Source organism: Microbacterium oxydans, assembly GCF_026559675.1.
In the GTDB taxonomy this organism is placed as follows: domain Bacteria; phylum Actinomycetota; class Actinomycetes; order Actinomycetales; family Microbacteriaceae; genus Microbacterium; species Microbacterium oxydans_D.
This window is the reverse complement of the sequence record NZ_CP092891.1, coordinates 1,027,745-1,052,800: the sequence shown is the minus strand read 5'-3', so window position 1 is coordinate 1,052,800 and position 25,056 is coordinate 1,027,745. Positions and strand designations below refer to the sequence as shown.

General features: G+C 71.0%; 21 protein-coding genes. 6 read left to right on the top strand and 15 right to left on the bottom strand.

From position 1 onward, the window contains the following. Nucleotides 1–90: 90 nt before the first annotated feature. From purH to MME74_RS05035, 3 genes are all read right to left on the bottom strand, one after another. A complete protein-coding gene (purH, locus tag MME74_RS05045) occupies nt 91–1,698 on the bottom strand; it encodes a bifunctional phosphoribosylaminoimidazolecarboxamide formyltransferase/IMP cyclohydrolase (RefSeq protein ID WP_267417627.1) in 1,608 nt (535 codons plus the stop codon). Between the two features lie 37 nt (nt 1,699–1,735). Next, a complete protein-coding gene (purN, locus tag MME74_RS05040) occupies nt 1,736–2,323 on the bottom strand; it encodes a phosphoribosylglycinamide formyltransferase (RefSeq protein WP_267417626.1) in 588 nt (195 codons plus the stop codon). A gap of 64 nt (nt 2,324–2,387) precedes the next feature. Next, complete coding sequence (locus MME74_RS05035; protein WP_267417625.1) at nt 2,388–3,773, bottom strand: DUF6350 family protein; 1,386 nt, start codon at nt 3,771–3,773, stop codon at nt 2,388–2,390. Between the two features lie 90 nt (nt 3,774–3,863). On the opposite strand from MME74_RS05035, the gene MME74_RS05030 reads away from it, so the two are divergent. Then, on the top strand, nt 3,864–5,339 hold the full coding sequence (locus MME74_RS05030; RefSeq protein ID WP_267417624.1) for an NCS2 family permease: 1,476 nt from the start codon (nt 3,864–3,866) through the stop codon (nt 5,337–5,339). 57 nt (nt 5,340–5,396) lie between these two features. Here the strand turns inward: MME74_RS05030 and MME74_RS05025 are convergent, their stop codons facing one another. Next, complete coding sequence (locus MME74_RS05025) at nt 5,397–5,798, bottom strand: VOC family protein (RefSeq protein ID WP_267417623.1); 402 nt, start codon at nt 5,796–5,798, stop codon at nt 5,397–5,399. A gap of 74 nt (nt 5,799–5,872) precedes the next feature. Here MME74_RS05025 and MME74_RS05020 point away from each other — a divergent pair, with 74 nt between their 5' ends. Beyond that, the gene (locus MME74_RS05020; RefSeq protein WP_267417622.1) at nt 5,873–6,451 is read left to right on the top strand and encodes a TetR/AcrR family transcriptional regulator; all 579 of its coding nucleotides are present in this window, start codon (nt 5,873–5,875) and stop codon (nt 6,449–6,451) included. A gap of 75 nt (nt 6,452–6,526) precedes the next feature. Here the strand turns inward: MME74_RS05020 and sucD are convergent, their stop codons facing one another. The 3 genes from sucD to MME74_RS05005 all read right to left on the bottom strand — a co-directional run bounded on the left by sucD (nt 6,527) and on the right by MME74_RS05005 (nt 9,082). Further along, nucleotides 6,527–7,429 carry a succinate--CoA ligase subunit alpha gene (gene sucD, locus MME74_RS05015; RefSeq protein WP_021198863.1) on the bottom strand — a complete coding sequence of 301 codons (903 nt, stop codon included), beginning with the start codon at nt 7,427–7,429 and terminating at the stop codon, nt 6,527–6,529. Between the two features lie 18 nt (nt 7,430–7,447). Beyond that, entirely contained in the window at nt 7,448–8,614 is a 1,167-nt protein-coding gene (sucC, locus tag MME74_RS05010) for an ADP-forming succinate--CoA ligase subunit beta (RefSeq protein ID WP_267417620.1), read from the bottom strand. Between the two features lie 114 nt (nt 8,615–8,728). Continuing rightward, a complete protein-coding gene (locus MME74_RS05005) occupies nt 8,729–9,082 on the bottom strand; it encodes a DUF2510 domain-containing protein (protein ID WP_267417619.1) in 354 nt (117 codons plus the stop codon). Between the two features lie 59 nt (nt 9,083–9,141). Here MME74_RS05005 and MME74_RS05000 point away from each other — a divergent pair, with 59 nt between their 5' ends. Both MME74_RS05000 and MME74_RS04995 read left to right on the top strand, forming a co-directional pair. After that, a complete protein-coding gene (locus tag MME74_RS05000; RefSeq protein WP_267417618.1) occupies nt 9,142–9,801 on the top strand; it encodes a TetR/AcrR family transcriptional regulator in 660 nt (219 codons plus the stop codon). 63 nt (nt 9,802–9,864) lie between these two features. Then, a complete protein-coding gene (locus MME74_RS04995; RefSeq protein ID WP_267417617.1) occupies nt 9,865–11,100 on the top strand; it encodes an acyl-CoA dehydrogenase family protein in 1,236 nt (411 codons plus the stop codon). Here the strand turns inward: MME74_RS04995 and MME74_RS04990 are convergent. Both MME74_RS04990 and MME74_RS04985 read right to left on the bottom strand, forming a co-directional pair. After that, nucleotides 11,097–11,699, bottom strand: coding sequence for a GNAT family N-acetyltransferase (locus MME74_RS04990; RefSeq protein WP_267417615.1), 603 nt, complete (start codon nt 11,697–11,699; stop codon nt 11,097–11,099). The two genes, MME74_RS04995 and MME74_RS04990, sit on opposite strands and share 4 nt — an antisense overlap. After that, the gene (locus MME74_RS04985; RefSeq protein WP_267417614.1) at nt 11,645–12,130 is read right to left on the bottom strand and encodes a hypothetical protein; all 486 of its coding nucleotides are present in this window, start codon (nt 12,128–12,130) and stop codon (nt 11,645–11,647) included. The genes MME74_RS04990 and MME74_RS04985 overlap by 55 nt, the downstream gene beginning before the upstream one ends. Before the next feature lie 72 nt (nt 12,131–12,202). On the opposite strand from MME74_RS04985, the gene MME74_RS04980 reads away from it, so the two are divergent. Next, entirely contained in the window at nt 12,203–13,654 is a 1,452-nt protein-coding gene (locus tag MME74_RS04980; RefSeq protein ID WP_267417613.1) for a phytoene desaturase family protein, read from the top strand. Between the two features lie 42 nt (nt 13,655–13,696). Continuing rightward, a complete protein-coding gene (locus MME74_RS04975) occupies nt 13,697–14,740 on the top strand; it encodes an ATP-dependent DNA ligase (RefSeq protein ID WP_267417612.1) in 1,044 nt (347 codons plus the stop codon). Between the two features lie 6 nt (nt 14,741–14,746). Here MME74_RS04975 and ligD read toward each other — a convergent pair whose 3' ends face one another. The 6 genes from ligD to MME74_RS04945 all read right to left on the bottom strand — a co-directional run bounded on the left by ligD (nt 14,747) and on the right by MME74_RS04945 (nt 25,000). Further along, nucleotides 14,747–15,820, bottom strand: a complete 1,074-nt coding sequence (gene ligD, locus MME74_RS04970) for a non-homologous end-joining DNA ligase (RefSeq protein WP_267417611.1) — start codon at nt 15,818–15,820, stop codon at nt 14,747–14,749. A 66-nt stretch (nt 15,821–15,886) separates the two neighbouring features. Continuing rightward, complete coding sequence (locus MME74_RS04965) at nt 15,887–17,044, bottom strand: SseB family protein (protein WP_267417610.1); 1,158 nt, start codon at nt 17,042–17,044, stop codon at nt 15,887–15,889. Between the two features lie 62 nt (nt 17,045–17,106). Further along, entirely contained in the window at nt 17,107–19,590 is a 2,484-nt protein-coding gene (locus MME74_RS04960; protein ID WP_267417609.1) for an ATP-dependent helicase, read from the bottom strand. A 109-nt stretch (nt 19,591–19,699) separates the two neighbouring features. Continuing rightward, nucleotides 19,700–22,789, bottom strand: coding sequence for a lamin tail domain-containing protein (locus tag MME74_RS04955; RefSeq protein WP_267417608.1), 3,090 nt, complete (start codon nt 22,787–22,789; stop codon nt 19,700–19,702). Nucleotides 22,790–22,928: 139 nt separating this feature from the next. Further along, entirely contained in the window at nt 22,929–23,948 is a 1,020-nt protein-coding gene (locus MME74_RS04950) for an ABC transporter permease (protein WP_267417607.1), read from the bottom strand. Beyond that, nucleotides 23,945–25,000, bottom strand: coding sequence for an ABC transporter ATP-binding protein (locus tag MME74_RS04945; protein ID WP_267417606.1), 1,056 nt, complete (start codon nt 24,998–25,000; stop codon nt 23,945–23,947). The genes MME74_RS04950 and MME74_RS04945 overlap by 4 nt, the downstream gene beginning before the upstream one ends. Nucleotides 25,001–25,056 lie beyond the last annotated feature (56 nt).

Here is a 25,056-nt window from a genome sequence, read left to right as displayed (position 1 = left end):
GAGTCCCTCCGCACGCGCCGAGACCCCGGCCTGCGAACATCGGCAGGCCGGGGTCTCGGGGTGGAGCGGGGTCTCGCGAACCGCGAGCGCTCAGTGGAAGAAGTGACGCTCCCCGGTGAAGAACATCGTCACGCCGGCCTTGCGCGCGGCGTCGACGACCTCACCGTCGCGGACCGACCCGCCGGGCTGCACGATGGCGGTGACGCCGGCGTCGATCAGCACCTGGGCGCCGTCCGCGAACGGGAAGAACGCGTCGGAGGACGCGACCGATCCGGCAGCGCGGTCGCCGGCGCGCTCGACCGCGAGGCGGCACGAGTCGACGCGGTTGACCTGGCCCATGCCGACGCCGACCGTGGCGTTGTCCTTCGCCAGCACGATGGCGTTCGACTTGACGGCGCGGCAGGCCTTCCACGCGAAGATGAGGTTCTCCATCTCCTCGTCGCTCGGGCGCTCACCGGAGACGAGCTCCCAGTTCTTCGCGACGGAGACGATGTCGTCCGGGAAGCGGTCGGCGTCCTGCAGCAGCAGACCGCCGGAGACGAGGCGCACGTCCATCCGCTCCTGCTGCCAGTCCTTCGGCAGCTGCAGCAGACGCAGGTTCTTCTTCGCCTTGAACACCTCGAGGGCGGCCGGCTCGAACGACGGCGCGACGATCACCTCGGTGAAGATGTCCTTGAGGTTCTCGGCCATCTTGAGGGTGACGGTGCCGTTCGCGGCGATGACCCCGCCATAGGCGGAGACCGGGTCGCACTCGTGGGCGCGCAGGTGGGCGCTGGCGATCGGGTCCAGGGCGTTCGGCGCCGTGGTCGCGATGCCGCACGGGTTGGCGTGCTTGATGATCGCGACGGCCGGCTTGACCATGTCGTAGGCGGCGCGCAGGGCGGCATCCGCGTCGACGTAGTTGTTGTACGACATCTCCTTGCCCTGCAGCTGGGTCGCCTGGGCGATGCCGTGGCCGCCGGCGCGGGTGTAGATCGCCCCGCGCTGGTGCGAGTTCTCGCCGTAGCGGAGGGTCGCGAGGCGCTCGGCCTGGATCGTCAGGTGCGCGGGCAGGTCGCCCGGCTCGGTGAGCGTGCCCTCGGCGAACCACTGCGCGACGGCGGTGTCGTATGCGGCGGTGTGCGCGAAGGCCCGTGCGGCGAGCTCGCGACGCTGGGCGACCGAGGTGCCCCCGGCGGCGATCGCGGAGACGATCGCGGGGTAGGACTGCGGCGACACGACGATCGCGACGTTGGCGTGGTTCTTCGCCGCGGCGCGCACCATCGCGGGACCGCCGATGTCGATCTGCTCGACGACGTCATCGCCGACGGCACCCGACGCGACGGTCTCGACGAACGGGTACAGGTTCACGACGACGAGCTCGAACGGCGCGATGTCGAGCTCCTCGAGCTGCCGCTCGTGCTCTTCAAGGCGCAGGTCGGCCAGCAGACCGCCGTGCACCTTGGGGTGCAGCGTCTTCACGCGGCCGTCGAGCATCTCGGCGACGCCCGTGACGGCGGCGACATCGGTCACGGCGAAGCCCGCCTCGCGGATGGTCGCGGCGGTCGACCCGGTCGAGACGATCTCCACGCCGGCTTCCGCGAGAGCCGCGGCCAGCACGAGCAGGTCGGTCTTGTCGCTCACCGAGACGAGCGCGCGCCGGATCGGCACGGTGTCGCGATCGCGGTAGAGCGTGGGGTCGTGGCGGGGGCCGGCCATGATGGGCTCCTTCGTGCGGGGTGCGTCGGGGTGGGGGTCAGGGTGCAGGAGTGAGGGCGAGGTCGCCGGTGGCGATCCCGCGGACGACGTCGATGAGCAGTCGACGCTCGACGGGCTTGATGCGCTCGTGCAGGCTGTGCTCGGTGTCGTCCGGGAGCACGGGCACGCGCTCCTGGGCGAGGATCGGTCCGCTGTCGACACCGTCGTCGACGACGATCACGCTGGCGCCGGTCTGGTCGACCCCGGCGGCGAGCGCGTCACGCACGCCGTGCGCACCGGGGAACTCCGGCAGGAAGGCCGGGTGCGTGTTGATGAGGCGCGGCGAGTACGCGGCGACGACCGAGGGCGGCAGCAGGCGCATGAGCCCGCTGAGGACCACCAGGTCGGGCTTCCAGACCGCGAGCTGTCGGGCGAGCTCCTCCCCCCAGGCCTCGCGGCTCTCATGCTCGTGCCAGGGCACGGTGAAGCTGGGGATGCCGAACTCCTCGGCGTGGGCGAGGCCGTCGGCATCGCGATCCGCGCCGACGACGATCACCCTGGCGGGGAAATCGGGATGACGAGCAGCCTCGAGGAGGGCACGAAGGTTCGAGCCGGCGCCCGAGATGAGAACGGCGACCGTGAGCACGCGCTCAGTCTACCGGGGCCCGCGGACCGCCCCCGCCCGGTGACGACGGGAGCCGAGGCGGCGGTCAGTCGCGCCGATCGGGGTCGCTCCTCGGCGGCTCGAACCGGCGGAGGTCATCGTCGAGCGGCGCGGTGTCGTCGAACGCGGAGGGCACGACCGCGGGGACTCCCCCCACGCCCACCGACCCCGCGGCCGGGTCGAACTCGGTCATCTCGGCGATCCAGCGGTCCGTGCGCTCCTCGGCCAGCTCATCGCGGTTCCGCGGCGCGAGCAGCAGGATCGCCGCGCCGATGAGCACCTCGGCGCCGAGCGCGAGCGCGAACGGCACCACCGCGGGCCCGACCACCGCCAACCGGCCCGGGCCCATGGACCCGTTCGCGAGAGCGGCGGCGAGTCCGGTGATCCCCGCACTGATGGCGGCGATGCCCACGGCGATCACGGTGCGCTGCAGCATGCCGAGCGGGGTTCCCTCCCAGACCAGACGGGAGCGCACGGCCCAGCCGGCGAACGCTCCGGCCGCGACCGGGACGAGCACGACGATGAGCATCCAGAACGAGCTGTTCTCGGGCAGCAGCCCGAACAGGGGGATGCCGGGGACGACGCCCAGCTGGGTGCCCGCAGGCGACACCGCGGTGCCCGCTCCGACCGCGAAGCCGGGGCCGGCGAGCCACGAGGCCGCCCACACGATCATGGTCGGGAGGTAGGCGAGCTGCGCGAGCGTCATGACGGTCGCGCCGAGGGCGTCGACGCGGGCGGCCTGGAACAGCGCGACCACCTCGCCGCCGCGGAACAGGGTCGTCACGGCGAGGGCGAGGGCGGACGCCCCGACCACGGCGACGAGCGTGAAAGCCGTGCCGCGGAGGATCGCGGCCGGGACCGGAGCCCAGTCCTCCCGGGCGTCGATCCGGTCGTGGAGACGATCGAGGAGGCCGCCGTCCCCCTCTTCCCAGGCCACGCGGACCGCGCCGCAGAGCGCGCCGGCGAGGTAGACCGCTGCGGGGAGGATGATCGTCAGCGGAGCGGGTGTCTGCACCGCCTCCAGCCGGGTCGACAGCGAGACCCCGACGGCGATGAGCGCGAACACACCGGCCCCCGACACCACGCCCAGCAGCCACGCTCCGGCATCGGCCGCCCGCTTGCCGGACCGCGCCGCGAACAGCAGCGTGAAGATCAGGAACGCCAGCGGTGTGATCGACACCGCGAAGTTCGCGGCCTGGGGCGGGATCGCGAGGGCGACCAGGAGCTCGCTCGGGATCGTGACGTCGAGCGGGACGCCGTGCCCGAACTGCCAGAGGGTCCCGGTGAGGGGCCAGAGCGCTCCCCAGTCGGCGGTGATGCCGAAGGCGACGGTCCACAGCAGCGTCAGCGGCGCGAGCAGCACGACGAGGCCGACCGCTGCGGCGATGGCGGCGTCGAAGGCGGCGAGGAGCGCGACGAGGAGGCGTTGCATAGCGATTCGAGACTACGACGAGTTGCCGACGAAGCCCTGGGGGCGCGCGTGGGGGCGGCGACACGATAGCGTTTCTCCGGAGGTTTCCCGATGACAACTGCCCCGCCCGCCCCGGCATCCACCGAGCCCAAGAATTCCCTGGACCGCTTCTTCGAGATCAGCAAGCGCGGATCCACGATCGGCACCGAGATCCGAGGGGGTCTGGTGACGTTCGTCACGATGGCCTACATCGTGATCCTCAACCCGATCATCCTCTCCGGCAAGCCCGACGTCGCCGGGAACATGCTCGACTTCAACGCCGTCGGCGCCGCGACCGCGCTGACCGCCGGCGTGATGACGATCCTGTTCGGACTCGTCACGCGCCTGCCGTTCGGCTTCGCCGCCGGCCTCGGCATCAACGCGTTCGTCGCCTTCTCGGTCGTCGGTCAGGTGACCTGGCCCGAGGCGATGGCCCTCGTGATGATCAACGGCGTCGTGATCGTGCTGCTCGCCGCCACCGGGCTGCGGAAGGCGATCTTCGACGCCGTGCCGTTCCAGCTCAAGATCGCCATCACGGTCGGCATCGGCCTGTTCATCGCCTTCATCGGCTTCGTGAACTCGGGCTTCGTCACCGCCACCGGCGCGTCCTCGCCGCCCGTCGGCCTCGGCGTCAACGGCTCGGTCGCGACCGTACCGAGCCTGCTCTTCGTGATCACGCTCCTCCTCACCGGCATCCTCGTCGCGCTCAAGATCAAGGGCGGCATGCTGATCGGCCTCATCGGCGGCACCGTGCTCGCGGTCATCGTCGAGGCGATCTGGCACATCGGCCCGCGCGGCTTCGACGACGAGGGCAACGTGGTCAACCCGGGCGGCTGGGGTCTGACGGTCCCCGCCCTGAACGGCTCGCCCGTCGGCGTGCCCGACCTGAGCCTGATCGGCGCCGTCGACTTCAGCTTCGACCTGAGCAAGGTCAGCCTCGTCGCCATCGTGATGATCGTCTTCACGCTGCTCTTCACGAACTTCTTCGACGCCATGGGCACCATGACCGGCCTCGCCAAGGAGGCGAACCTCGCCGACGACAACGGCGACTTCCCGCGCATCAAGTCGGCACTGGTCGTCGAGGGCGTCGGCGCGATCGCCGGTGGTGCGACCTCCTCCTCGTCGAGCACGGTCTTCATCGAGTCGGGGGCCGGCATCGGCGAGGGTGCGCGCACCGGACTCGCGAACGTCGTCACCGGCGTCGTGTTCCTGATCGCGATGTTCCTGACGCCGCTGACGTCGATCGTCCCCACCGAGATCGCCGCCGCGGCGCTGATCATCGTCGGTGCCATGATGATGGCGCAGATCCGCTACATCGACTTCACGGACTTCCGGGTGCTGCTGCCGGTGTTCCTCACCGTCTCGGTCATGCCGCTGACGTACTCGATCGCGAACGGCATCGGCGCGGGCTTCGTGAGCTGGGTGCTCATCCACGCGTTCTCCGGCAAGGCCAAGACGATCAGCCCGCTGCTGTGGGTCGTCGGCGCCGGGTTCCTGATCTTCTTCGCCCGAGGGCCCATCGAGGCTCTCTTCGGCGTCGGGATCTGACACCGAGATCACACGGAAGAGGGGCGGATGCTGCGGCAACCGCCCCTCTTCCGCATATCAGGCGTAGGCGGCCGCGAACTCCGCCGACGGCTCGATCGGCTCGATCACGTCGATGAGCACACCCCCGGGCGCCTCGACGATGAAGTGGCGCTGACCGAAGTCCTCCTCCCGGAGGGACAGGCGCTCGGGCAGCCCCCGCTCCCCCACCAGGCGCGCGTGCGCGGCGGCGGCATCCGGCACCTCCAGGTTCAGCAGCAGCCCCCGCACGGGCTCGCGGAAGCCCTCGGGGATGGTCTCGTGCGTGCGGTCCAGGATCGCGAGCTCGCCACCCTCGAAGCGCAGGCTCACGTACCAGTCGGCCTCGAACGACACATCGAAGCCGAGCTCCTCGCGATAGAAGCGTGCGGTGGCAGCGACGTCGTCCACCATCAGCACCGGGTAGAAGCTCGTGATCTTCATGTCTCTCCCTTTACATACAGTGCGTTTGTATCCTGCTCGCTACAATACATACACACCGCACGTAAAGGAACCCCATGCCCCGAGCTTCCGCGGCCGACGCCGCCGAGACCGCCCGCCGCATCCTCGATGTCGCCACGGCGCAGTTCGCCGCGCACGGGTACGCCACCGCATCCGTCGACGAGATCGCCCGCCTCGCCGGAGTCACACGAGGAGCGGTCTACCACCACTACACGTCGAAGCCGCTGCTGTTCCGCGACGTCGCGGCTGCCCAGCAGCAGTCCGTGGCCGACGCGATCCGCGACGCCACGGAAGACAGTGCTCCGGATGCCGCTCTCCGCGACGGCAGTCATGCATTCCTGGACGCGATCACGCGCGGAGCGGCCTCGCGCGTGCTGCTCGTCGACGGCCCGGCCGTGCTCGGCGGGGAGGAGTGGCGTCGCCTCGACGCCGAGGGCCCGGAGCAGGAGCTGCGCACGGGTCTGAGCGAAGCAGGGGTCTCCCCCGCACTCCTCGCGCCGCTCACGGCCGCGCTCTCCGGAGCCATGAACGAACTCGCCCTGTGGCTCGCCGCGCACCCGGACGACGCCGACGCGCGGATGCGGGCCCACGCCGCGCTGGACGGCGTGCTGGACGCGGTGGCGGGCCGCCGCTGAAGCGACGCGGACACCCGGGCATGAAAGAAGGCCCCGGAGTGGAGTCCGGGGCCTTCAGATCAAGCGTAGCTCAGATCAGAGCGCTTCGATGATCGCGCGCATCAGGTCAGCCGTCTCGGACGGCGTCTTGCCGACCTTGACGCCGGCGGCCTCGAGGGCCTCCTTCTTCGCCTGAGCGGTACCGGCCGAGCCCGAGACGATGGCGCCGGCGTGGCCCATGGTCTTGCCCTCGGGAGCGGTGAAGCCCGCGACGTAGCCGACGACCGGCTTCGTGACGTTCGCCTTGATGTAGTCGGCCGCACGCTCCTCGGCGTCGCCGCCGATCTCGCCGATCATGACGATCGCCTTGGTCTCGGGGTCGGCCTCGAACGCGGCGAGCGCGTCGATGTGCGTGGTGCCGATGACCGGGTCGCCGCCGATGCCGATGGCGGTGGAGAAGCCCAGGTCGCGCAGCTCGAACATCATCTGGTAGGTCAGAGTGCCCGACTTCGACACGAGGCCGATCGGTCCCTTGCCCGTGATATTCGCGGGCGTGATGCCCACGAGCGCCTCGCCCGGCGTGATGATGCCGGGGCAGTTCGGCCCGATGATGCGGGTCTTGTTGCCCTTACTCTGCGCGTAGGCCCAGGCCTCGGCCGAGTCGCCCACGGGGACACCCTCGGTGATGACGACGAGCAGCGGGATCTCGGCGTCGATGGCCTCGATCATCGCGTCCTTCGTGAAGGCGCCGGGGACGAAGGCGATCGACACGTCGGCGCCCGTCTCCTTCATGGCCTCGGCGACCGAGGCGAAGACGGGCAGCTCGACGGCGTTGCCGTCCTTGTCCGTGTGCGAGACCGTGGTGCCGGCCTTGCGGGCGTTGACGCCACCGACGACCTGGGTGCCGGCCTTGAGCATCAGTGCGGTGTGCTTGGTGCCCTCACCGCCGGTGATGCCCTGGACGATGACCTTGGAGTCCTTGTTGAGGTAGATCGACATTCTTCTCGTCCTTCAGTCTCAGGCGTTGGCGAGCTCGGCGGCCTTGTCGGCGCCCTCGTCCATGGTGGCGGCCAGGGTCACAAGCGGGTGCGCGTACTCGGCGAGGATCGCGCGACCCTCGTCGACGCGGTTGCCGTCCAGGCGCACGACGAGCGGCTTGGAGGCCGCGGCGCCCAGCGTCTCGAGCGCGCCCTTGATGCCGTTGGCGACGGCGTCGCACGCCGTGATGCCACCGAACACGTTGACGAAGACGCTCTTCACCTGCGGGTCGCCGAGGATGACGTCGAGGCCGGCGGCCATGACCTCAGCCGAGGCTCCGCCACCGATGTCGAGGAAGTTGGCCGGCTTGACGCCGTTGTGGTTCTCGCCCGCATAGGCGACGACGTCGAGCGTCGACATGACGAGTCCCGCGCCGTTGCCGATGATGCCGACCTCGCCGTCGAGCTTCACGTAGTTGAGGCCCGACTCCTTGGCCTTGGCCTCGAGCGGGTCTGCGGCGTCCTTGTCCTCGAGCGCCTCGTGCTCGGGGTGACGGATCTCGGAGGCGTTGTCGTCGAGCGTGACCTTGCCGTCGAGCGCGATGATGTCGCCCTCTTCGGTGCGGACCAGCGGGTTGACCTCGACGAGCGTCGCGTCCTCGCCCTTGTAGACGTCGAAGAGCTTCACGAACACGTCGGAGACCTTCTCGACGAGGTCTTCGGGGAAGTTCGCCGCGCGGGCGATCTCGACGGCCTTCGCCTTGTCGATGCCCGTGAGCGGGTTGACCTCGACGCGCGCGAGGGCCTCGGGACGCTCGACCGCGAGCTCCTCGATCTCCATGCCGCCCTCGACCGAGCAGAGGCTCAGGTAGGAGCGGTTGGCACGGTCGAGCAGCACGGAGAAGTAGAACTCCTCGGCGATGCGCGCACCCTGCGCGACCATGACGCGCTTGACGACGTGGCCCTTGATGTCGAGGCCGAGGATGGCCTTCGCCGCCTCGTACGCCTCGTCGGGGGTCTTGGCGACCTTGACGCCGCCCGCCTTTCCACGGCCGCCGGTCTTCACCTGAGCCTTGACGACGACCACTCCGCCGATCTTCTCGGCAGCCGCCCTCACCTCTTCAGGAGTGTCCGCGACGATGCCGGCGAGGACCGGCACTCCGTACTTCTCGAAAACGTCTCGTGCCTGGTACTCGTACAGATCCACTGTGGTTCCTTCACTGGGCTGCTGTCTGGTAATTCTCTCGATGTCGAGACATCGACCAGTCCCCCAGCCTACTACCTCGGCCTGGGCGCTCCTGCGGCCGCAGCGTCGTCCGGATCAGCGCAGCGTCGGCACGCCCCAGCGCCTCGCCGGCAGCGCGACGAGACGGAGCTGTCGAGAGATCACGAACGGGGTGAAGACGAGGGCGGCACCGGCCGCGACGATCACGGGCCGGATCACGACCACCGGCAGCGAGCCCCACAGCGCGAAGAGGATCGAGGCGACCAGGACGACGGCGAGTACAACCTCGCACACGAGGAGCTGCCGGCGCGTGGAGGCGCTGTCGTCCGCCAGCGTCGTCTCGCGACCGCGCACCGCGATGCGCTCGGTCCACCGCGCACCGTCCCACCACCGCAGGGTGCCTCGGCGGCGTGTCTCGTACCATCCGGCCGCAATCCCGCGCTCACTCACGCTCTCAGTATGACGGTCTCGCCTCGGCGTCTCCGCCTGCCGAGGTCTAGGCTTTCGCCATGCACGAATCCGCAGAACTGCGCACCGGCGTCGTGGCCGCAGCGCTCGAGCTCTTCAGCGACCAGGGGTTCGATCAGACCTCGGTGGAGCAGATCGCCAAGGCCGCCGGCGTCTCGCGTTCGACCTTCTTCCGTCAGTTCGGCGGCAAGGAGGACGTGGTGTTCGCCGACCACGAAGTGCTCCTCGGGCAGCTCAGGGAGTTCCTCGACGAGGGACATGACGACCCGTGGGGCGCGGTGTGCGCGGCATCCGAATCGGTCTTCGCGCACTTCGCGCACGACCCCGAACTCGCCCGTCGCCGCTACCAGATCGTCCGTCAGGTGCCGGTGCTGCGCGAGCGCGAGATCATCACGGTGTTCCGCTACGAGCGGCTGTTCGACGAGTACCTGCGCGGAGCCCTCCCCGGCGTGGACCCGCTGGACGCCGTCGGATTCGCCGCACTCGTGACCGCCGTGCACAACCACGTGCTGCGCCAGCTGCTGCGCGGACGCAAGAAGGTCCCGCTGTCGACGCTGCAGACCGCCCTCGCCGACGTCCGTCGCCGGTACGGAGTCACGGATGCGGCCGCCGAGGCCCCCGACGACATGGTCGTCGCGGTCTTCCCGCGGTCCATGCCGATCGCCGAGGTCACGCGCCGCCTGCAGTCCGAGCTCGACTAGCCGTCCCGGGGTCGTGGAACCGAGTATCGAGGAGTACGATACTCAGGTCCACGAAGGAGCCCCATGAGCACTGCAGCCACCCCGTTCCCCGGCGAGCGTGTCTCGTCGTACGACATCACCGGACGTCAGAACAGCGACTACTACGCCGTCTTCTCCGACATCCCCACGGCCGACCGCGCGGCATGGGATCGCGCGAAGTCCTACGTCGACGAGGTCGCGCCGCAGATGGCGGAGGCCTGGGACCGGGCGGAGTACCCGCTCGAGGCCGCACGCCGGATGGGCGAGATGGACCTCGTCGTCGACGGCATCCCGCACCCGTCGCTCACAAGCATGTCCCCCCTGGCCGCCGGCCTGGTCAACATGGAGATCTCGCGCGGCGACGGCTCGCTGGGCACCATCCTCGCGGTCCAGGGCGGACTCGCGCTGCGCACCCTCGCCCTGTTCGGCTCCCCCGCCCAGCAGGAGCGGTGGCTCACGGCGCTCGCCGATGCGTCCGTGCTCGGGTCGTTCGCGCTGACCGAGCCCGACCACGGCTCCGATTCGGTGTCGCTGGAGACCGTGGCCCGCCGCGACGGTGACGAGTGGGTGCTCCGCGGAGCGAAGAAGTGGATCGGCAACGGCGCGTCCGGCGGCATCACGTTCGTCTGGGCGCGCGTCGACGACGAGGGGGCGGACGAGCACGGCGCCGTGCGGTGCTTCCTCGTCGAGCAGGACACCCCCGGGTACACCGGCAGTGTGATCCGCGGCAAGGCGTCGCTGCGGGCGATCCACCAGGCGCACATCGTCCTCGACGACGTGCGCGTGCCGCTCGACGCGGTGCTCCCGGGTGCCAAGAGCTTCAAGGACGCCTCGACGGTGCTCTACGCGACCCGCTCGGGAGTCGCATGGTCGGCGCTCGGACACGCGACCGCCTGCTACGAGGCGGCACTCGCCTACGCGAAGGAGCGCGTGCAGTTCGGCAAGCCCCTCGCGAAGTTCCAGATGGTGCAGGAGCGGCTGACCCACATGCTCGAGGACCTCACGGCGATGCAGCTGTACTGCCGCCGGATGGCAGACCTGGAGACTGCGGGCGAGCTGCGTCCGACCCAGGCGTCGCTGGCGAAGTTCCACAACACCCGTGCCGCGCGACGGATCGCCTCGACCGCCCGCGACCTGCTCGGCGGCAACGGCATCCTCCTCGAGAACGGCGTGATGCAGCACCTCGCCGACATCGAGGCCATCCACACCTACGAGGGCACGGAGAGCGTGCAGGCGCTGCTGCTCGGCCGCGACATCACCGGGATGAGCGCGTTCGCCTAGAGCCCGGGCGCGGCCGTCCGAGCGGTCGGTCGCACCATGCACACCAGGCGCTCACGGTCGTCCCAGGACGGCACCGGCTCGAAGCCGCGCGAGGCGTACAGGCGCACGGCGCCCACCCGCCAGTCCCACACCGACAGGCGCACCTCGGCGGCGCCGGCATCGATCGCGGCAGCCACCGCCGCGTCCAGCAGAGCCGAGCCGACGCCACGGCCGCGCACCTCGGGAACGGCCCACAGCCGCTTGATCTCCGCGACGCGGTCCGACACGGACAGCACGACCACGCCGACGACGCGCCCGTCGATCTCGGCGACCAGCACCCGGCATCCGGCGTAGGCGGCGGAGGGGTCGTCGACCTCGCGGCGGTAGCGGTCCGGCAACGACGCGGCGGGGTCCGGGTCGGAACCCTCCTGCTGCGCCTTCTCGGACTCGGTCTGGCGGAGGTAGGCCTCGACGGCCGCGGAGACCGCGAGCGCATCGACGCCGGCGAGGTCGGCGGCTCGGACGAGCGGGCGGCCGATCGTCGCCTCCGCGCGGGCGGTCACGTTCAGTCGCAGCCGCAGCCGCCGGACGGCGTCTTCACCATGAAGCAGACGTCGCACACGCCGTAGTCACGCTCCTCCACCGGCTTCGGCTTCTCGACCCGGGGCGTGGAGACCCGCGGCGTCGTCGTGCGCTTCGCGGCGCGCGGCGGTGTGATCGGGAGGAACTCGCTCGGGTGGCTCACGTAGAAGTAGGGCGCACGGCCCTCGCTCGGCTGCAGACGCAGCGGCGCGGATCCGACGACGAGGCGCTCGTCCTCGGTGAAGCCGTTGGTGTAGGTGCGGCCGATGTGCAGCGACGCGCCCTCACCCCGACGGATCGCTTCGATGTATCGACCGCGGTCGATGAACGAGCTGATTCCGATGGCTTCGACGATGGCCGTGATGAACGCGTGGTTCGACGGATCGATCCGGTGCGCGCGCAGCGCCTCGGGGAGCGAGCGGTATGGACGGGAGGTGCCTGCGGGGGTCGGCCCCTGAACTTCTTTCATCTGTTCCAGGATCGCACGCCCGGGGCCCCTCTCTCGACCGCTTCTGCCGCGCGGGCGTGGGAGACTGGCGTCATGGCGCGGGCGACGATCATCGGCTCCGGCCCCAACGGCCTCGCCGCCGGGGTGTCGCTCGCACGCGCCGGTTACGAGGTGCGGGTGCTGGAGGCATCCGCGACGCTCGGCGGCGGCGTCCGCACCCTCGATTCCACGCTCCCCGGATTCCGTCACGATGTGTGCTCCGCGGTGCATCCGGCGGCCTTCGCCTCCCCGTTCTTCCGGGCGTTCGGGCTCGACCGGCGCGTGGAGTGGATCCATCCCGAAGCCTCCTACGCGCACCCGCTCGACCGCGGGCGGGCGGCGATCGCCTGGCGCGACATCGACCGCGCCGCCGCCGGCCTCGGAGCCGACGGTGCGGCCTGGCTCTCGCGGCTGCGCCCACTGAGCCGACACATCGACGGCGTCGCCGATTTCACCGGCAACCAGCTGCTGCGCATCCCGCGCGACCCCGTGACCGCGGTCCGCTACGCGATCAGGGTCCTCGATCAGGGCACCCCCCTCGCCGCGCACGCGTTCCGGACCGAGGAGGCGGCCGCCCTGATGTCGGGCGTCGTCGCGCATGCCAACGCTCCCCTGCCCTCGTTGGCCGGAGCCGCCGCCGGCATGCTGCTGGCCGCTCTCGCGCACGCTCGGGGCTGGCCGTATCCTCGCGGCGGCTCGCAGCGCATCGCGGACGCCATGATCGACGACATCCGCGCGCACGGGGGCGTCTTCGAGACGGGAACACCCGTCACCGACCTGCGACGGCTCGACTGGGGAGACCCGCGCCGAGGCGACCTGCTGATGCTGAACACCTCGCCGCGACTCGCGCTGACGCACCCCGACGTCCCCGCGGGCTATGCACGGGCCGTCTCCTCCTACCGCTACGGCCCAGGGGCCGCGAAGGTCGACTTCGCGCTGGACGGTCCGGTCCCGTGGACGAACCCCGACATCGCGAGCTCGCCGACCGTGCACCTCGGCGGGACCAGGGCCGAGGTGTGGGCGAGCGAGAACGCCGTCGCAGCCGGGCGGGTCAGCGAGCGTCCCTACGTGCTGGTCGTGCAGCCCTCGGTCCGCGACGACACCCGCGCCCCGGAGAGCAAGGCCGTGCTCTGGGCCTACATCCACGTGCCGCCGGGGTCTGACCTCGATCCGACCGAGCTCATCACGGCCCAGGTGGAGCGCTTCGCCCCGGGCTTCCGCGACCTGATCCTGGCCCATCACGCGGTGCCCGCCTCGTCACGCGAGGCCATCAATCCGGCGGAGATCGGCGGGGACATCTCCGGGGGCGTGTTCGACATCCGCCAGGCGCTGAAGCGTCCGACCCTCTCCCCCGTCCCCTGGCGCACGCCGATGCCCGGGGTGTACCTGGCCTCCTCCTCGACGCCTCCGGGCCCCGGCGTGAACGGCATGGCCGGTTGGCACGCCGCGCACACCGCGCTGCGGGACGCCGGTGCGCCCGCGACGCTCGACGACCTCTTCGACTGAGCCGCCCTTCCGCCGCGGGTGCCCTGCCGTCAGGATGGGAGCGTGCGCTACGACATCCCCGCGCCGATGCTCGCCAAGGCCGTCCCCGCCGTGCCGGACCCGGCCAAGAGCCCGGGCGGTCTTCTGTACGAGCCGAAGTGGGACGGTTTCCGTGGGCTCATCGCCTGGGACGGCGACACGGTCGAGATCGGATCGCGCGGCGCGAAGCCGCTCACCCGATACTTCCCGGAGCTCGTCGAGGCGATTCCGGAGCTGCTTCCCGGCCCGTGTCTGCTCGACGGCGAGATCGTCGTCGCGACCGGCCCGGCGGGCGCTCAGCGGCTCGACTGGGAGGCCCTGAGCCAGCGCATCCATCCGGCGGCCTCCCGCGTCGCGAAGCTGGCCACGGAGACGCCGGCCATGTTCATCGCCTTCGACCTGCTCGCCGAGGGAGAGGACGACCTTCTCGCGGAGCCGTTCGAGACCCGGCGGACGCGCCTGGAGACGCTCATGGCGACGGTGGAGCACCCTCTGCACATCACCCGCACGACCCGTGACCGCGAGGCGGCGGTGCGGTGGCTCGCCGAGTTCGAGGGCGCGGGCCTCGACGGAGTCGTCGCGAAACCCCTCGATCAGCCGTATGCGCCCGGCAAGCGCACCCTGTTCAAGATCAAGCACGCGCGCACGGCCGACGTGGTCGCGCTCGGCTACCGCATCCACAAGTCGGGCTCCGGGGTCGGCTCGCTCCTGGTCGGGCTGTACGGCGACGACGGAGTGCTCCGCCAGGTGGGCGGGGTGGCCGCGTGGAGCGACGTGCGTCGACAGGAGCTGGTCGAGGAGCTCGCGCCCCTGGTCGAGCGCGACGACAGCGGCGAGGCGGTGACCGGCGAAGGCGAGCGGTCGCGGTTCAGCGGTTCGAAGGACGTGTCGTTCGTCCGCCTGCGCCCGGAACGGGTCCTCGAGGTGCGCTACGACCAGCTCGAAGGCGCCCGCTTCCGGCACACCGTGCAGTTCGAGCGCTGGCGGCCGGACCGCGAGGCGCGATCGTGCACCTACGACCAGCTGGACACCGTCGCAGGCTACGACCTCGCCGACGTGCTCGCCTGAGCGGGCTCAGTCCTTGTCGGCGGGAGCGCCGTCCTCGTCCCAGTTCGCGGCGACCTTCTTGCTGGGCTGCACCCGCGGGGGCTCCCCCGGCATCTTCGGGAACTCCGGCGGGAAGGGCAGCTCCCCCAGCCCGTTCTCCCGGTCGCGCTCCCACCACTCCAGCAGGGTGTCGATGCGGCCGGGCGACGAGGGCATGTCCGCCCAGGGGTCCCCGATCTCGGCCAGGCGCTCCGGGATGCTGCGCACCGTGAACCGCCGCGGGTCCAGACCGTCGAGCTCGTCCCACGCGACCGGTGTCGACACCGTGGCGCCGGGCAGAGCGCGCGGGCTGTAGGCGCCGGCCATCGTGCGGTCGCGGTTCGCCTGGTTGAAGTCGACGAAGATCCGCTCGCCGCGCTCCTCCTTCCACCAGTTCGTGGTGACCTGCTCCGGCATCCGGCGCTCGAGCTCCCGACCGGCGGCGATCACCGCATGACGCACGTCGAGGAACTCGTGGGTCGGCTCGATCGGCGCGAACACGTGCAGGCCGCGATTGCCGCTGGTCTTGGCGAACGCCTCGAGTCCGGCTTCGCGCAGCACCTCGCGCAGCGTGTGCGCGGCCGTCACCGCATCCGCCAAGTCCGTGCCCGGCTGCGGGTCGAGGTCGATGCGCAGCTCGACGGGATCGTCGGCGTCGGCCGCGAGCGAGGCCCAGGGGTGGAACACGATCGTGTTCATCTGCACCGCCCAGACGATGGCGCTCGTGCGGGTGAGCACGATCTGCGGATGCTGGCGCCCGCTGTTGTACGTCACCGTCACGGCCTCGACGAAGTCCGGGGTCCCCTTGGGCGGGTTCTTCGAGAAGAAGCCCTCGGCCCGCGGGCCGTCGGCGGGACCGATGCCGTCGCGGAACCGCTCGAGCGACACCGGACGATGGCCGTTGGCCGCGAGGAACGGCACGGAGACGAGCTGGACGTACTCGGCCAGCTCCGCCTTCGTGATGCCGAGATCCGGCCACACCACGCGGTTCGGGCTGGACAGCGCGATCTCGCGCTCTCCGTCGGAGTCGGCGACGGTCAGGGTCACGCGTTCGGAGGCCATGCTCTGACCCTAGAGCGCTGCCTCGACCGAGGGAACCCCGCGCGGGTCACGCGGCAGAGCGCTCCCCTACTCGTCCTCGAGGTCGACCGCGAGCACCAGGACCGGCGCGAGCGCGTCGCGCTCGACGACGAGCGTCGGACCGGCCGAGTCGACGATCACACCGGCCATCTCGGAGTGGCTCGTGAGCACCTTGGCCAGCTGCGCCGGCTCGAAGGGCAGCGGCCGGTCGCCGCGTCCGAGCGCGATGACCTCGAGCGGGTGCGAGAACAACTGCAGGAAACGACGGCCGTCGGTCGTCTGCGCCTCGGCGATGCCGACCTGCCCGCTGTCGGAGCCGTCGTTCACCGCGACCCACATCCGTTTCGTCGCGAGCGCCTCGCCGACCTTGGCCGCCGAATCCTGCTCCCGGGGCGCGGCGAGGAGGCTCTTGACCGTCATCTCGGCATCGGCCTGGTCGAGCGTCTTCTGCAGCAGCTCGGTCGGGAAGACGACGCGGTGCGGGGCCGAGGCGTTGTCGACGATGAGGCCTGCGAAGTCACCGGACACGACCTGCTGCAGCACCGAGGTGACGGGCTGCGCCACCGCCGACGTCGCGGAGGGGTCGGCTTCGAGCTGCACGGAGTCGCGCACCGCGCGCGCCGAGCTGAACGCGAGCATGAACTGGCGGTCCTCCGCATCGCGGACCACCGCGACGGAGAGCGGCCGACCCTCGCTGATCTGCGCGCGGGCATCGCCGTTCACACGGATGTACAGGTGACCCTGCAGCGCCTGGCGCATCACGCCGAGCAGCTGGTCGTTGGTCGCGCCCGTCTCGATCTCGGTGAGCGCCTCGCGGAGCAGGACGTTGTCCTTCATGCCCGCGACGGTCTCGGTCTGCTCGGGCGGCAGCGGAGAAGCGAGCGGCAGACGCCGAACGGGAGGAACCTCGGGCTGCACGGCCGGGCTCGGCTGCGCAGGACGAGGAGCGGCGACCGGCGCCTCGGGCGTCGGGTCGGAGGCGGGCAGCGCGACCTCGGGACCCGCTTCGGCTCCGACACCGCGGAACGCCTGCACCGAGATGCCGATGGCGGGCGCGGCGGCCTGATCCTCGACGGGCGCGCTCTGATCGGAGGCGACAGCGTCGGTCTCGGCGGCGTCGTTCTCGACAGCGTCGGTTTCGACAGTGACGGCGGTGGGGGCGACGGCATCGTCACCGGACTTCTTGCGGCGGGAGAAGAGGGCCATGTCAGTCAGCCTAACCGGCAATCCGGCCTGCGTTCCGCCGCGGAGAGGACTCCGCGGCGGTGCTAGATCTTCTCGATCGGCGCGACCTTGATGAGCAGCTTCTTCTGCCCCGCCGAGTCGAACCGCACATGGGCGATGCGCTTCGCACCCTCGCCGGTCACGGCATCCACGCGCCCCTCGCCGAAGTCGACGTGGCGGATGCGGTCGCCCGCCGCGAGCTCGAGGTCGCCGTTGTCGCGCATCTTGGCCGTGACGCGGTTCGGGAACTTGTCCATCGCGGTCGACAGCGGCTTCAGGGAGTCGCGGCCGGGCAGCGCCTTGACCGCGAAACGATCGCCGGAGCCGGAACCACCGGAACCGCCGAAGCCACCCTGGCGACGCGCGTTCAGGGCTCGCGACTGCATCCCGCCACGCGAGTTCACATCTCCCGGCGACTGCCGCCAGTCGATCAGACCCGACGGGATCTCCTGCAGGAACCGGCTGGGCATCGCGACCGTGACCTCGCCGAACTGCGCCCTCGTCATCGCGAGGGACAGGTGCAGCCGCTTGCGCGCACGCGTGATGCCGACGTAGAAGAGGCGACGCTCCTCCTGAGGACCACCCGGCTCCCCCGCCGAGATGCGGTGCGGGATGAGGTCTTCCTCGACACCGGTGACGAACACGGCGTCGTACTCGAGGCCTTTCGCGGTGTGCATGGTCATCAGCGAGACCGAGCCCGACTCGTCGTCGAGGTCATCGGCGTCGGACACCAGGGCGACCTCGGTGAGGAAGTCGACGATCGTGCCCTCGGGGTTGTTGCGGGCGAAGTCGCGGGCGACGGCCACGAACTCGTCGAGGTTCTCGACACGCGCCTCGTCCTGCGGATCGCGACTCGCGCGCAGGGCGTCGAGGTAGCCGCTCTTGCCCAGCAGCAGGCTCAGTCCATCGGCGACCGCCGTGGGCGGAGGCAGCTCCCCGGTGGCGGGGATCAGGATCGCGGTGGCCTCGGCCAGCACGGCGTCGAGCTGTCCGATCGCCGCCTGCAGCTTCGGCCCGACGCCGAGCTGCCCCGGCAGCGACAGCGCGTCGCGGAAGCTGATGCCGTGCTCCTCGGCGAACCGGGCGATGGCCGTCTCGGTCACGTCGCCGATGCCGCGGCGCGGCTTGTTCAGGATGCGCCGCACGGACATCTCGTCGGCGGGGTTCGCGACGGCGACGAGGTAGGCGAGCGCGTCCTTGATCTCGGCGCGGTCGTAGAACTTGGTGCCGCCCATGATCTTGTAGGGCACCGCCGAGCGGATGAAGATCTCCTCGAGCGCACGGGACTGCGAGTTCGTGCGGTAGAAGACCGCCATCTCGGAGTAGGGCATGCCTGCGCGGTGCAGTGCCTCCACCTCGTCGGCCACGAACTGCGCCTCGTCGTGCTGCGAGTAGCCGGTGAAGCCGATGATCGGGTCGCCGTCGCCCTTGTCGCTCCAGAGCTTCTTGTCCTTGCGGTCGAAGTTGTTGCCGATGACCGCGTTCGCTGCGGACAGGATGTTCTGCGTCGAGCGGTAGTTCTGCTCGAGCAGCACCACGCGGGCGCCGGGGAAGTCGCGTTCGAACTCGCTGATGTTGCGGATGTCGGCGCCGCGGAAGGCGTAGATCGACTGGTCGGAGTCGCCGACGACGGTGAGCGAGGCACCGGGCTCACCGGCATCCGCGGTGGGCGCGGGGTCGGGCTCGAAGATCATCATGCCGTTCGAGGCATACGGGTCGGGAGCGGAGCCCGCGGCACCCGACACGGGGCGCGTCAGCTCGTGGATCAGCGAGTACTGCGCGTGGTTCGTGTCCTGGTACTCGTCGACCAGGATGTGCCGGAACCGGCGGCGGTAGGTGTCGGCGACCTGCGGGAACGCCCGGAACAGGTACACGGTCTGGCCGATGAGGTCGTCGAAGTCGAAGGCGTTGGCCTTCTGCAGCTGCCGCTGGTAGTCGGCGAAGACCTCGACGAAGACGCGCTCCGCCGGGTCGGTCATGTTGGCCTGACGCGCGTAGGACTCGGCGTCGGACAGCTCGTTCTTGAGCTTCGAGATGCGCGACTGCACGGAGGCCGGGGTGAGGCCGTAGGCGTCGGCCTCATGCTCCTTGACCAGGCGCTTGAGGAGGGCGCGCGAGTCGCCGGAGTCGTAGATCGTGAACGACTTCGTGTAGCCGAACTGCTCGGCCTCGCGACGCAGGATGCGCACGCAGGCGGAGTGGAACGTGGAGATCCACATGCCGCGCGCGGCGTCGCCGATCAGGCCCTCGACGCGTTCGCGCATCTCGCCCGCGGCCTTGTTCGTGAAGGTGATCGCGAGGATCTGGCTCGGCCATGCCTCACGTCCGCGCAGCAGCGACGCGATGCGGCGGGTGAGCACGCTGGTCTTGCCCGATCCCGCTCCCGCGACGATGAGCAGCGCGGGGCCGCGATAGGTGACGGCCTCGAGCTGCTGCGGGTTCAGGCCGGCGAGGAGATCGTCCTGCCCCTCCGCCCCGGTGGAGCGGGGGCCGACGGATCCGGGGACGATGAGAGGAGCTTCGGTCATGGCCTTATGAGTCTAGGCGTCGGCACCGACACCGCGGCACGGGAAGCCCCGGCGCGGAGCGCGTGAGAAGGGGGGGTGCACGGGCGAGACCCGTGCACCCCCTTCCACATCAGGCCGCGCGGCGGCGGCGTCCGACGGCCAGGGCTCCCCCGGCCAGCAGCATCAGCGCCACGGCGATGGCGGCCGCCGGGAGCTCGGAGCCGGTGGCCGCCAGGCCGCCTGCCCCGGTCCCTGCAGCGATGCGGATGTCCGCCCAGCCGAGGAGTGCGCCGCCGCCGTCGTACACCGCGATGCGGTGCGCGCCGAGCGGGGCGTCGGTCGGGATCGTCACGGTGATCGCTCCGGCCGCGGAGAGCGCGCCGGTCGCGATCCGCGTCGGGTCGGAGTACATCCACACCGCCACGTCCTCCCCCGCGCCGTCCGCACCGACCGTGACCGTGACCTTCTGCCCCCGGGTCGCGACCGACGGGTCGACCGTCAGGCCGTTGCGGTTGCCGTCGACGAGGTCGGTGCCGGGAAGCGGCGGGTTCTCCCCACCGGGGTTCTCCCCCTCGACGCCCGGCAGCGTCCCCGTGCGCAGCGCCTCGGAGGCGAACCCGTCGGCGAACCACCACACCGGACGCTGACCGTCGACCGACAGCGAGGCCGGCGAGGTCGCGAAGCCCTCGTTGTTGATGTCCGGCATGCCGGCCGGACGGGCGTAGTGGGCGATGCCGGGCTGGGCCGTGCCGTTGAGCGTGATCTCGGCGGAGCGCCCCTGGCACCCGTCGTCGCACACCGCCCACAGGGTGTTGCGGACCGTGTCCCAGTCGAGGGCCATGACGCCGGCGAGACCGGGAGCGATCTCCGACACGAGGCGCGACGAGCCGTCGGCGCCGAGGGCGAAGGCGTACACGTGGCCGTTGTCCTCGACCGCGACCAGGAACAGCCCGCCACCGTGACCGGCGTAGCCCTTCGGGTCGTACGCGGCACCGGTGTTGTCATCGAAGAGCTTGCCGGCGAGGGCGGAGTCCGGCACCCACTGCACGGCCTCCATCCCGAGGTTCGCGCCCACGGCGGGAAGCAGCGCGGTCAGGTCCCACTCCTGCTGGGCGACCAGGTCGCCCTTCGAGGCGTCGGGGTCGACCTTCAGCACCACGTTCTGGTTCACGCCCTTGGCACTGTTGTCGCGCTCGGAGGCGACGTAGACGAACCCGTCGCCGTCGACCGTGATGCCCTCGGTGTCGGGGCCTGCGGCGCCCGGATTCGCGGCATCCTTCTGGAAGCGCACGCGCTTGCCCGCCTTCCAGCCGTCCACCTTCTCGACCGAACCGTCGGCGTGCGCCGCGAGCTTCCAGATGCGGCCCTCGCCGTTGTCGACGGCCCAGAGGAACGCCCCATCGGCGGTCTCCTGCACGTCGAGTCCCGAGCTGTCCTCGAGGAACGTCGGGATGCTGTCGACGACGCGCACGTCGGCGGACCCGGGCCACGGGGAGACCGCGACCTCTCCGGCGCACACGTTCGCCGCGCCCTTCGTGGACTCGGCCGTGGCCGCGAAGGCACCGGTCGTGTCGGGGCAGCGGCCCCAGGTCGTGGCCGCGTGGCCCTCGCCCCAGCTGGTCTCGTCGACGAGCAGGTCGCCGTCGAACACCCGCACCGCGTCGCCGCCGCCGAACCCGAAGCCGAGCTGGTCACGCTCGATCACGAGGTACTCCCCCGCGGCGATGGTGGTGCCGGCCGGGATCGCATACGCGTGGCTGTCGTCGTCGTCCTTCACCACGATGCCCGACACGTCCAGGGAGGCGTCCGTGGGGTTCACGAGCTCCACCCAGTCGTCGGGCGAGCCGCCGTCCGACTCGACCTCGTTGATGCGCACCGGGTTGCCGCACGCGTTGCGGAGGCCCTTGGTCGAGACGGCGATGTCGACGAAGTCGCCGGTACCGTCCGCGCAGCGCGCCAGGACGCCGGCGGCATGCGCGGCGTAGACGTGCTCGTCGACCGTGTTCCCGTTCGCGTCGCGGATCGTGACGGTGTCGCCGTTGCCGAGGCCGAAGATGAAGTCGGTGGGCTGGTCGAAGACGAAGTAGCCGCCCGGCTGCAGGATCGTTCCCGCCGGGAGGGGCGTGGTCTCCGCGGCGTGGCCGGTCGGGTCGTTGTCCATGACGGTCCAGCCGGAGAGGTCGACGGCGCTGCTGCCGGTGTTCACGACCTCGACCCAGTCGGTGGTGTCGCCGTTCGACTCGATCTCGTTGATCACCACGGCCGGCATGACGCAGGAGTTCGCGGCGCGCGGAGTCGGATGAGCGAGCACGAAGGCGCCGACGCCGTCGGGGCAGCGCGCCAGAGTGGCCGCGGCGAAGTCGCCGTCGATCGCGGCGTGGCCCTGCCACGGGAACGTGTCGTCGAGCTGGGTGCCCTGCGCGTCGTAGAGGCGGATGCGGTCGACGCTGCCGATGCCGATCGGCTCGCGGAACGCCGCCTCGACGCCACCGGAGATCCCGATCGTGCCTTCTTCGACCACGAGGAAGGCACCTGCGGCGATCGTCGTGCCCGTCGGGAACTGCCAGCGGTGGTCGTCGGAGTTGTCGCGGATCTCATAGCCCGAGATGTCGAGCGCCTCGGTGCCGGGGTTGTAGAACTCCACCCAGTCGGCCGGCTGCGAGTCGACCTCGTTGATCACGATGGAGCCGGCGACCGGAGCGACCGCGCAGTCGTTCGGGGCACCGGGAGTCGCCGCCGTCGCGGGCGCCCACTCGCCGGTGCCGTCGGGGCAGCGCGCCCACACCGACAGCGGTGCGGTGTTCGCGTAGGCGTAGGAATCGACCTCGGCGCCGCTCGGGTCGAACAGCACCACCTCGTCGCCCTTGCCGAGCCCGAAGTCGAAGTCGACGTCCTTCACCAGCACCAGGAACTCGCCCGGGGCCAGCGAGGTGCCCTCCGGCGCCGTGCCGAAGGTGTCGCGCTTCTCGTCGGCGATCTTCCAGCCCGCGAGATCCACGGTCTCGGTGCCGGCGTTGTAGATCTCGACCTGGTCGGCGAGGCCGGTCGCCGCATCGTCGTAGACGATCTCGTTGAGCACGAGGCTCGTGGCGGCCGGGGTCTCCGCCGCGGGACGGATGCCGGGATCGGCACCGATCGCGGCCGCGGGCGTGGCGAGCAGGGCGGCGGCGCTCAACGCGCACACCGCCGCGACCGCCGCTGCAGAGTGCAGGCGGGGCATGGGGGCTCCTGGGGGCTTCTGCCGGACGGCCCCGCGCACGGGGGCCCGCCGGACTCAGACGGGTACCCGCCCAGACCACCGATCCCGCGTGGCCGCAGGGAAGCCCCCGGGTGCACGGCAGGTGAACGCGAGGTGGCGATCAGGCGATGCGGGTCCCCGGGGGAAGGCGTCGAGCGGGCGTCCGCGTGCGCGCCCAGGCGCCGGCGAACAGCGAGCCCGCGATGACGATCTGCACGCCGAGCCCCACGAACCAGCTCGGAACGGACGCGTCGATCACCTCTTCGGGGGTCCGGTACCCGCCGTCGGGGGCGCACTCGTCCCAGCGCTGGTCGAGCGGCGACTGCTGTGCGCTGCGCAGCCCGTACTTGATCTGGCCGAACAGGTCGACCGGATACCCGTCCGGCGAGAACTCGGTCGGGGTCGCATCCGCGAGCACGACGAACGGGTTCGCGGCGAGCGTCCACCAGACGAGGTCGAACCGGGGCACCTCGTAGGACGTGTTCTCCTCCCAGCGCTCGCAGTCGACGTTCCCGTTCGCATCGTACGGACGCGAGGAGACCGTCGCCTCGCTGCGGACGGCCATGCCCCCGAGGCCGAAGGCGATGAGCGTGCCGAAGACGAGGGCGGCGACCACGAGATAGGTCGTCGCCACCGAGAACAGCGGGCGCGCGATGAGCCCGCTCAGGCCGACGCCGATCGCGGCCACGATGATGATCTCGGCCGCGAGGACGAGCAGCGAGACGAGCAGCACCAGGGCATCCGCCCCGCCGCCCAGCAGGGACAGCGCGAGGAACGGCAGAGCGACCACCAGGAAGGCACCACCGGTCGCGATGGCCGCGACGAGCTTGCCGAGCATGATGTCGCCGGTGGAGACGGCGGTCACCTGGACCGCGGCGAGGGTCGCGGCGTCCCGGTCGCCGTTGATCGCGTTGCCGCTGAGCGTGGGCGAGACCAGCACGACCAGCAGGAGCACGATGTTGACGACGATCGAGTAGACGCCGGCGCCGACGGCATCGCCCCAGGAGTACACGGCGAATGCGAGGCCGGTGACGCCGAGCAGCACCAGGGCGAAGACGCCGAGCATGACGTACCAGCCGACGCTGCGCAGCCGCTGGGTCAGTTCGAGTCGGGCGATGATCCCGATGTTCGCGAGGCTCATGCTCCCGCCTCCGTTCCGGTCGGTGCCGCGGGCGGTGCAGGGGGCGCAGCAGGCGGCGGCGGCGCGGGCGTCGAGGCCTGCGGCGGCTGGGGTGCGGGCGGCTGGGGTGCGGGCGGCTGGGCCTGCTGCTGAGGCGCGTGCGACAGATTCAGGAAGGTGTGCTCGAGGTCGCTCTGCGCCGGCGCGAACTCCGCGACGGGGAGTCCCGCCTCCACGAGCCGACGCAGCGACTGCGCGGCGGCACCCTCACCGTCGAACCCGACGAGCACCGCGCCCCGGTCGACGGCCAGCGCTTCGGGAGCGAGACCCAGGCTCGAGGCCACCTGCCAGGTGTCGGCGTTCATGCGCTCGGGCGTCGCGTCGGCCAACCGGACGCGCCAGGCGCGCACGGACGACTGTGTGGGGGCGGCGTCGACGACGGTGCCCGCGACGAGGAACACCGCGTCGTCGACGACCTCCTCGAGCTCGGAGAGGATGTGGCTCGAGATCAGCACCGTGCGGCCTTCGGCGGCGAAGCGGCGCAGCAGCACCCGCAGCTGTACCCGCGCCTCCGGGTCGAGCCCCGATGCGGGCTCGTCGAGGAGCAGGATCCGCGGGTCGTGGACGAGAGCGCGGGCGAGGCCCAGCTTCTGCTTCTGCCCGCGCGAGAGCACCTTGGCGGGTGCGTCGGCGAGGTCGGCGAGCCCGACCATCGTGAGCAGCTGCTGGGCGCGGGCCTCCGCATCCGGCTTCTCGATGCCGTACAGCCGCGCGGTCGTGACGACGGTCTCGCGCGCGGTGAGCGAGGGCCAGGCTCCGAGCGCATCGGGCATCCATCCCAGCAGCCGTCGCGCCGCGAGCGGGTCGACCGCGGGGTCGACCCCGCCGATGCTGATGGTTCCCGTGTCGGGGGCCAGGAGCGAGGCGAGCATCAGGAGCAGGGTCGTCTTGCCCGCCCCGTTCGGTCCCACCAGGCCGGTCACCCGGCCCGGCTCCGCGCGAAGGGTGGCGGCGCGCACGGCCTGCACGGCCCCGAACGCTCGGCTGACGTCTTGCACCACGATTCCGGTCATGCGGTCAGTCTGGCATCGCGGACCCGCCGCACCCGGGACCTCGGGGCGGATGCTCA

Excerpts from the sequence above, each read along its gene's own strand:
- MME74_RS04955 (WP_267417608.1), bottom strand. The coding sequence starts at position 22,789 with ATGCCCCGCCTGCACTCTGCAGCGGCGGTCGCGGCGGTGTGCGCGTTG.
- MME74_RS04950 (WP_267417607.1), bottom strand. The coding sequence starts at position 23,948 with ATGAGCCTCGCGAACATCGGGATCATCGCCCGACTCGAACTGACCCAG.
- purH (WP_267417627.1), bottom strand. The coding sequence starts at position 1,698 with ATGGCCGGCCCCCGCCACGACCCCACGCTCTACCGCGATCGCGACACC.
- MME74_RS05020 (WP_267417622.1), top strand. The coding sequence starts at position 5,873 with ATGCCCCGAGCTTCCGCGGCCGACGCCGCCGAGACCGCCCGCCGCATC.
- ligD (WP_267417611.1), bottom strand. The coding sequence starts at position 15,820 with ATGGCCTCCGAACGCGTGACCCTGACCGTCGCCGACTCCGACGGAGAG.
- MME74_RS05030 (WP_267417624.1), top strand. The coding sequence starts at position 3,864 with ATGACAACTGCCCCGCCCGCCCCGGCATCCACCGAGCCCAAGAATTCC.
- MME74_RS05035 (WP_267417625.1), bottom strand. The coding sequence starts at position 3,773 with ATGCAACGCCTCCTCGTCGCGCTCCTCGCCGCCTTCGACGCCGCCATC.
- sucD (WP_021198863.1), bottom strand. The coding sequence starts at position 7,429 with ATGTCGATCTACCTCAACAAGGACTCCAAGGTCATCGTCCAGGGCATC.
- MME74_RS05025 (WP_267417623.1), bottom strand. The coding sequence starts at position 5,798 with ATGAAGATCACGAGCTTCTACCCGGTGCTGATGGTGGACGACGTCGCT.
- MME74_RS04945 (WP_267417606.1), bottom strand. The coding sequence starts at position 25,000 with ATGACCGGAATCGTGGTGCAAGACGTCAGCCGAGCGTTCGGGGCCGTG.
- MME74_RS04980 (WP_267417613.1), top strand. The coding sequence starts at position 12,203 with ATGGCGCGGGCGACGATCATCGGCTCCGGCCCCAACGGCCTCGCCGCC.
- MME74_RS04960 (WP_267417609.1), bottom strand. The coding sequence starts at position 19,590 with ATGACCGAAGCTCCTCTCATCGTCCCCGGATCCGTCGGCCCCCGCTCC.
- MME74_RS05000 (WP_267417618.1), top strand. The coding sequence starts at position 9,142 with ATGCACGAATCCGCAGAACTGCGCACCGGCGTCGTGGCCGCAGCGCTC.
- MME74_RS04985 (WP_267417614.1), bottom strand. The coding sequence starts at position 12,130 with ATGAAAGAAGTTCAGGGGCCGACCCCCGCAGGCACCTCCCGTCCATAC.
- MME74_RS04965 (WP_267417610.1), bottom strand. The coding sequence starts at position 17,044 with ATGGCCCTCTTCTCCCGCCGCAAGAAGTCCGGTGACGATGCCGTCGCC.
- MME74_RS04995 (WP_267417617.1), top strand. The coding sequence starts at position 9,865 with ATGAGCACTGCAGCCACCCCGTTCCCCGGCGAGCGTGTCTCGTCGTAC.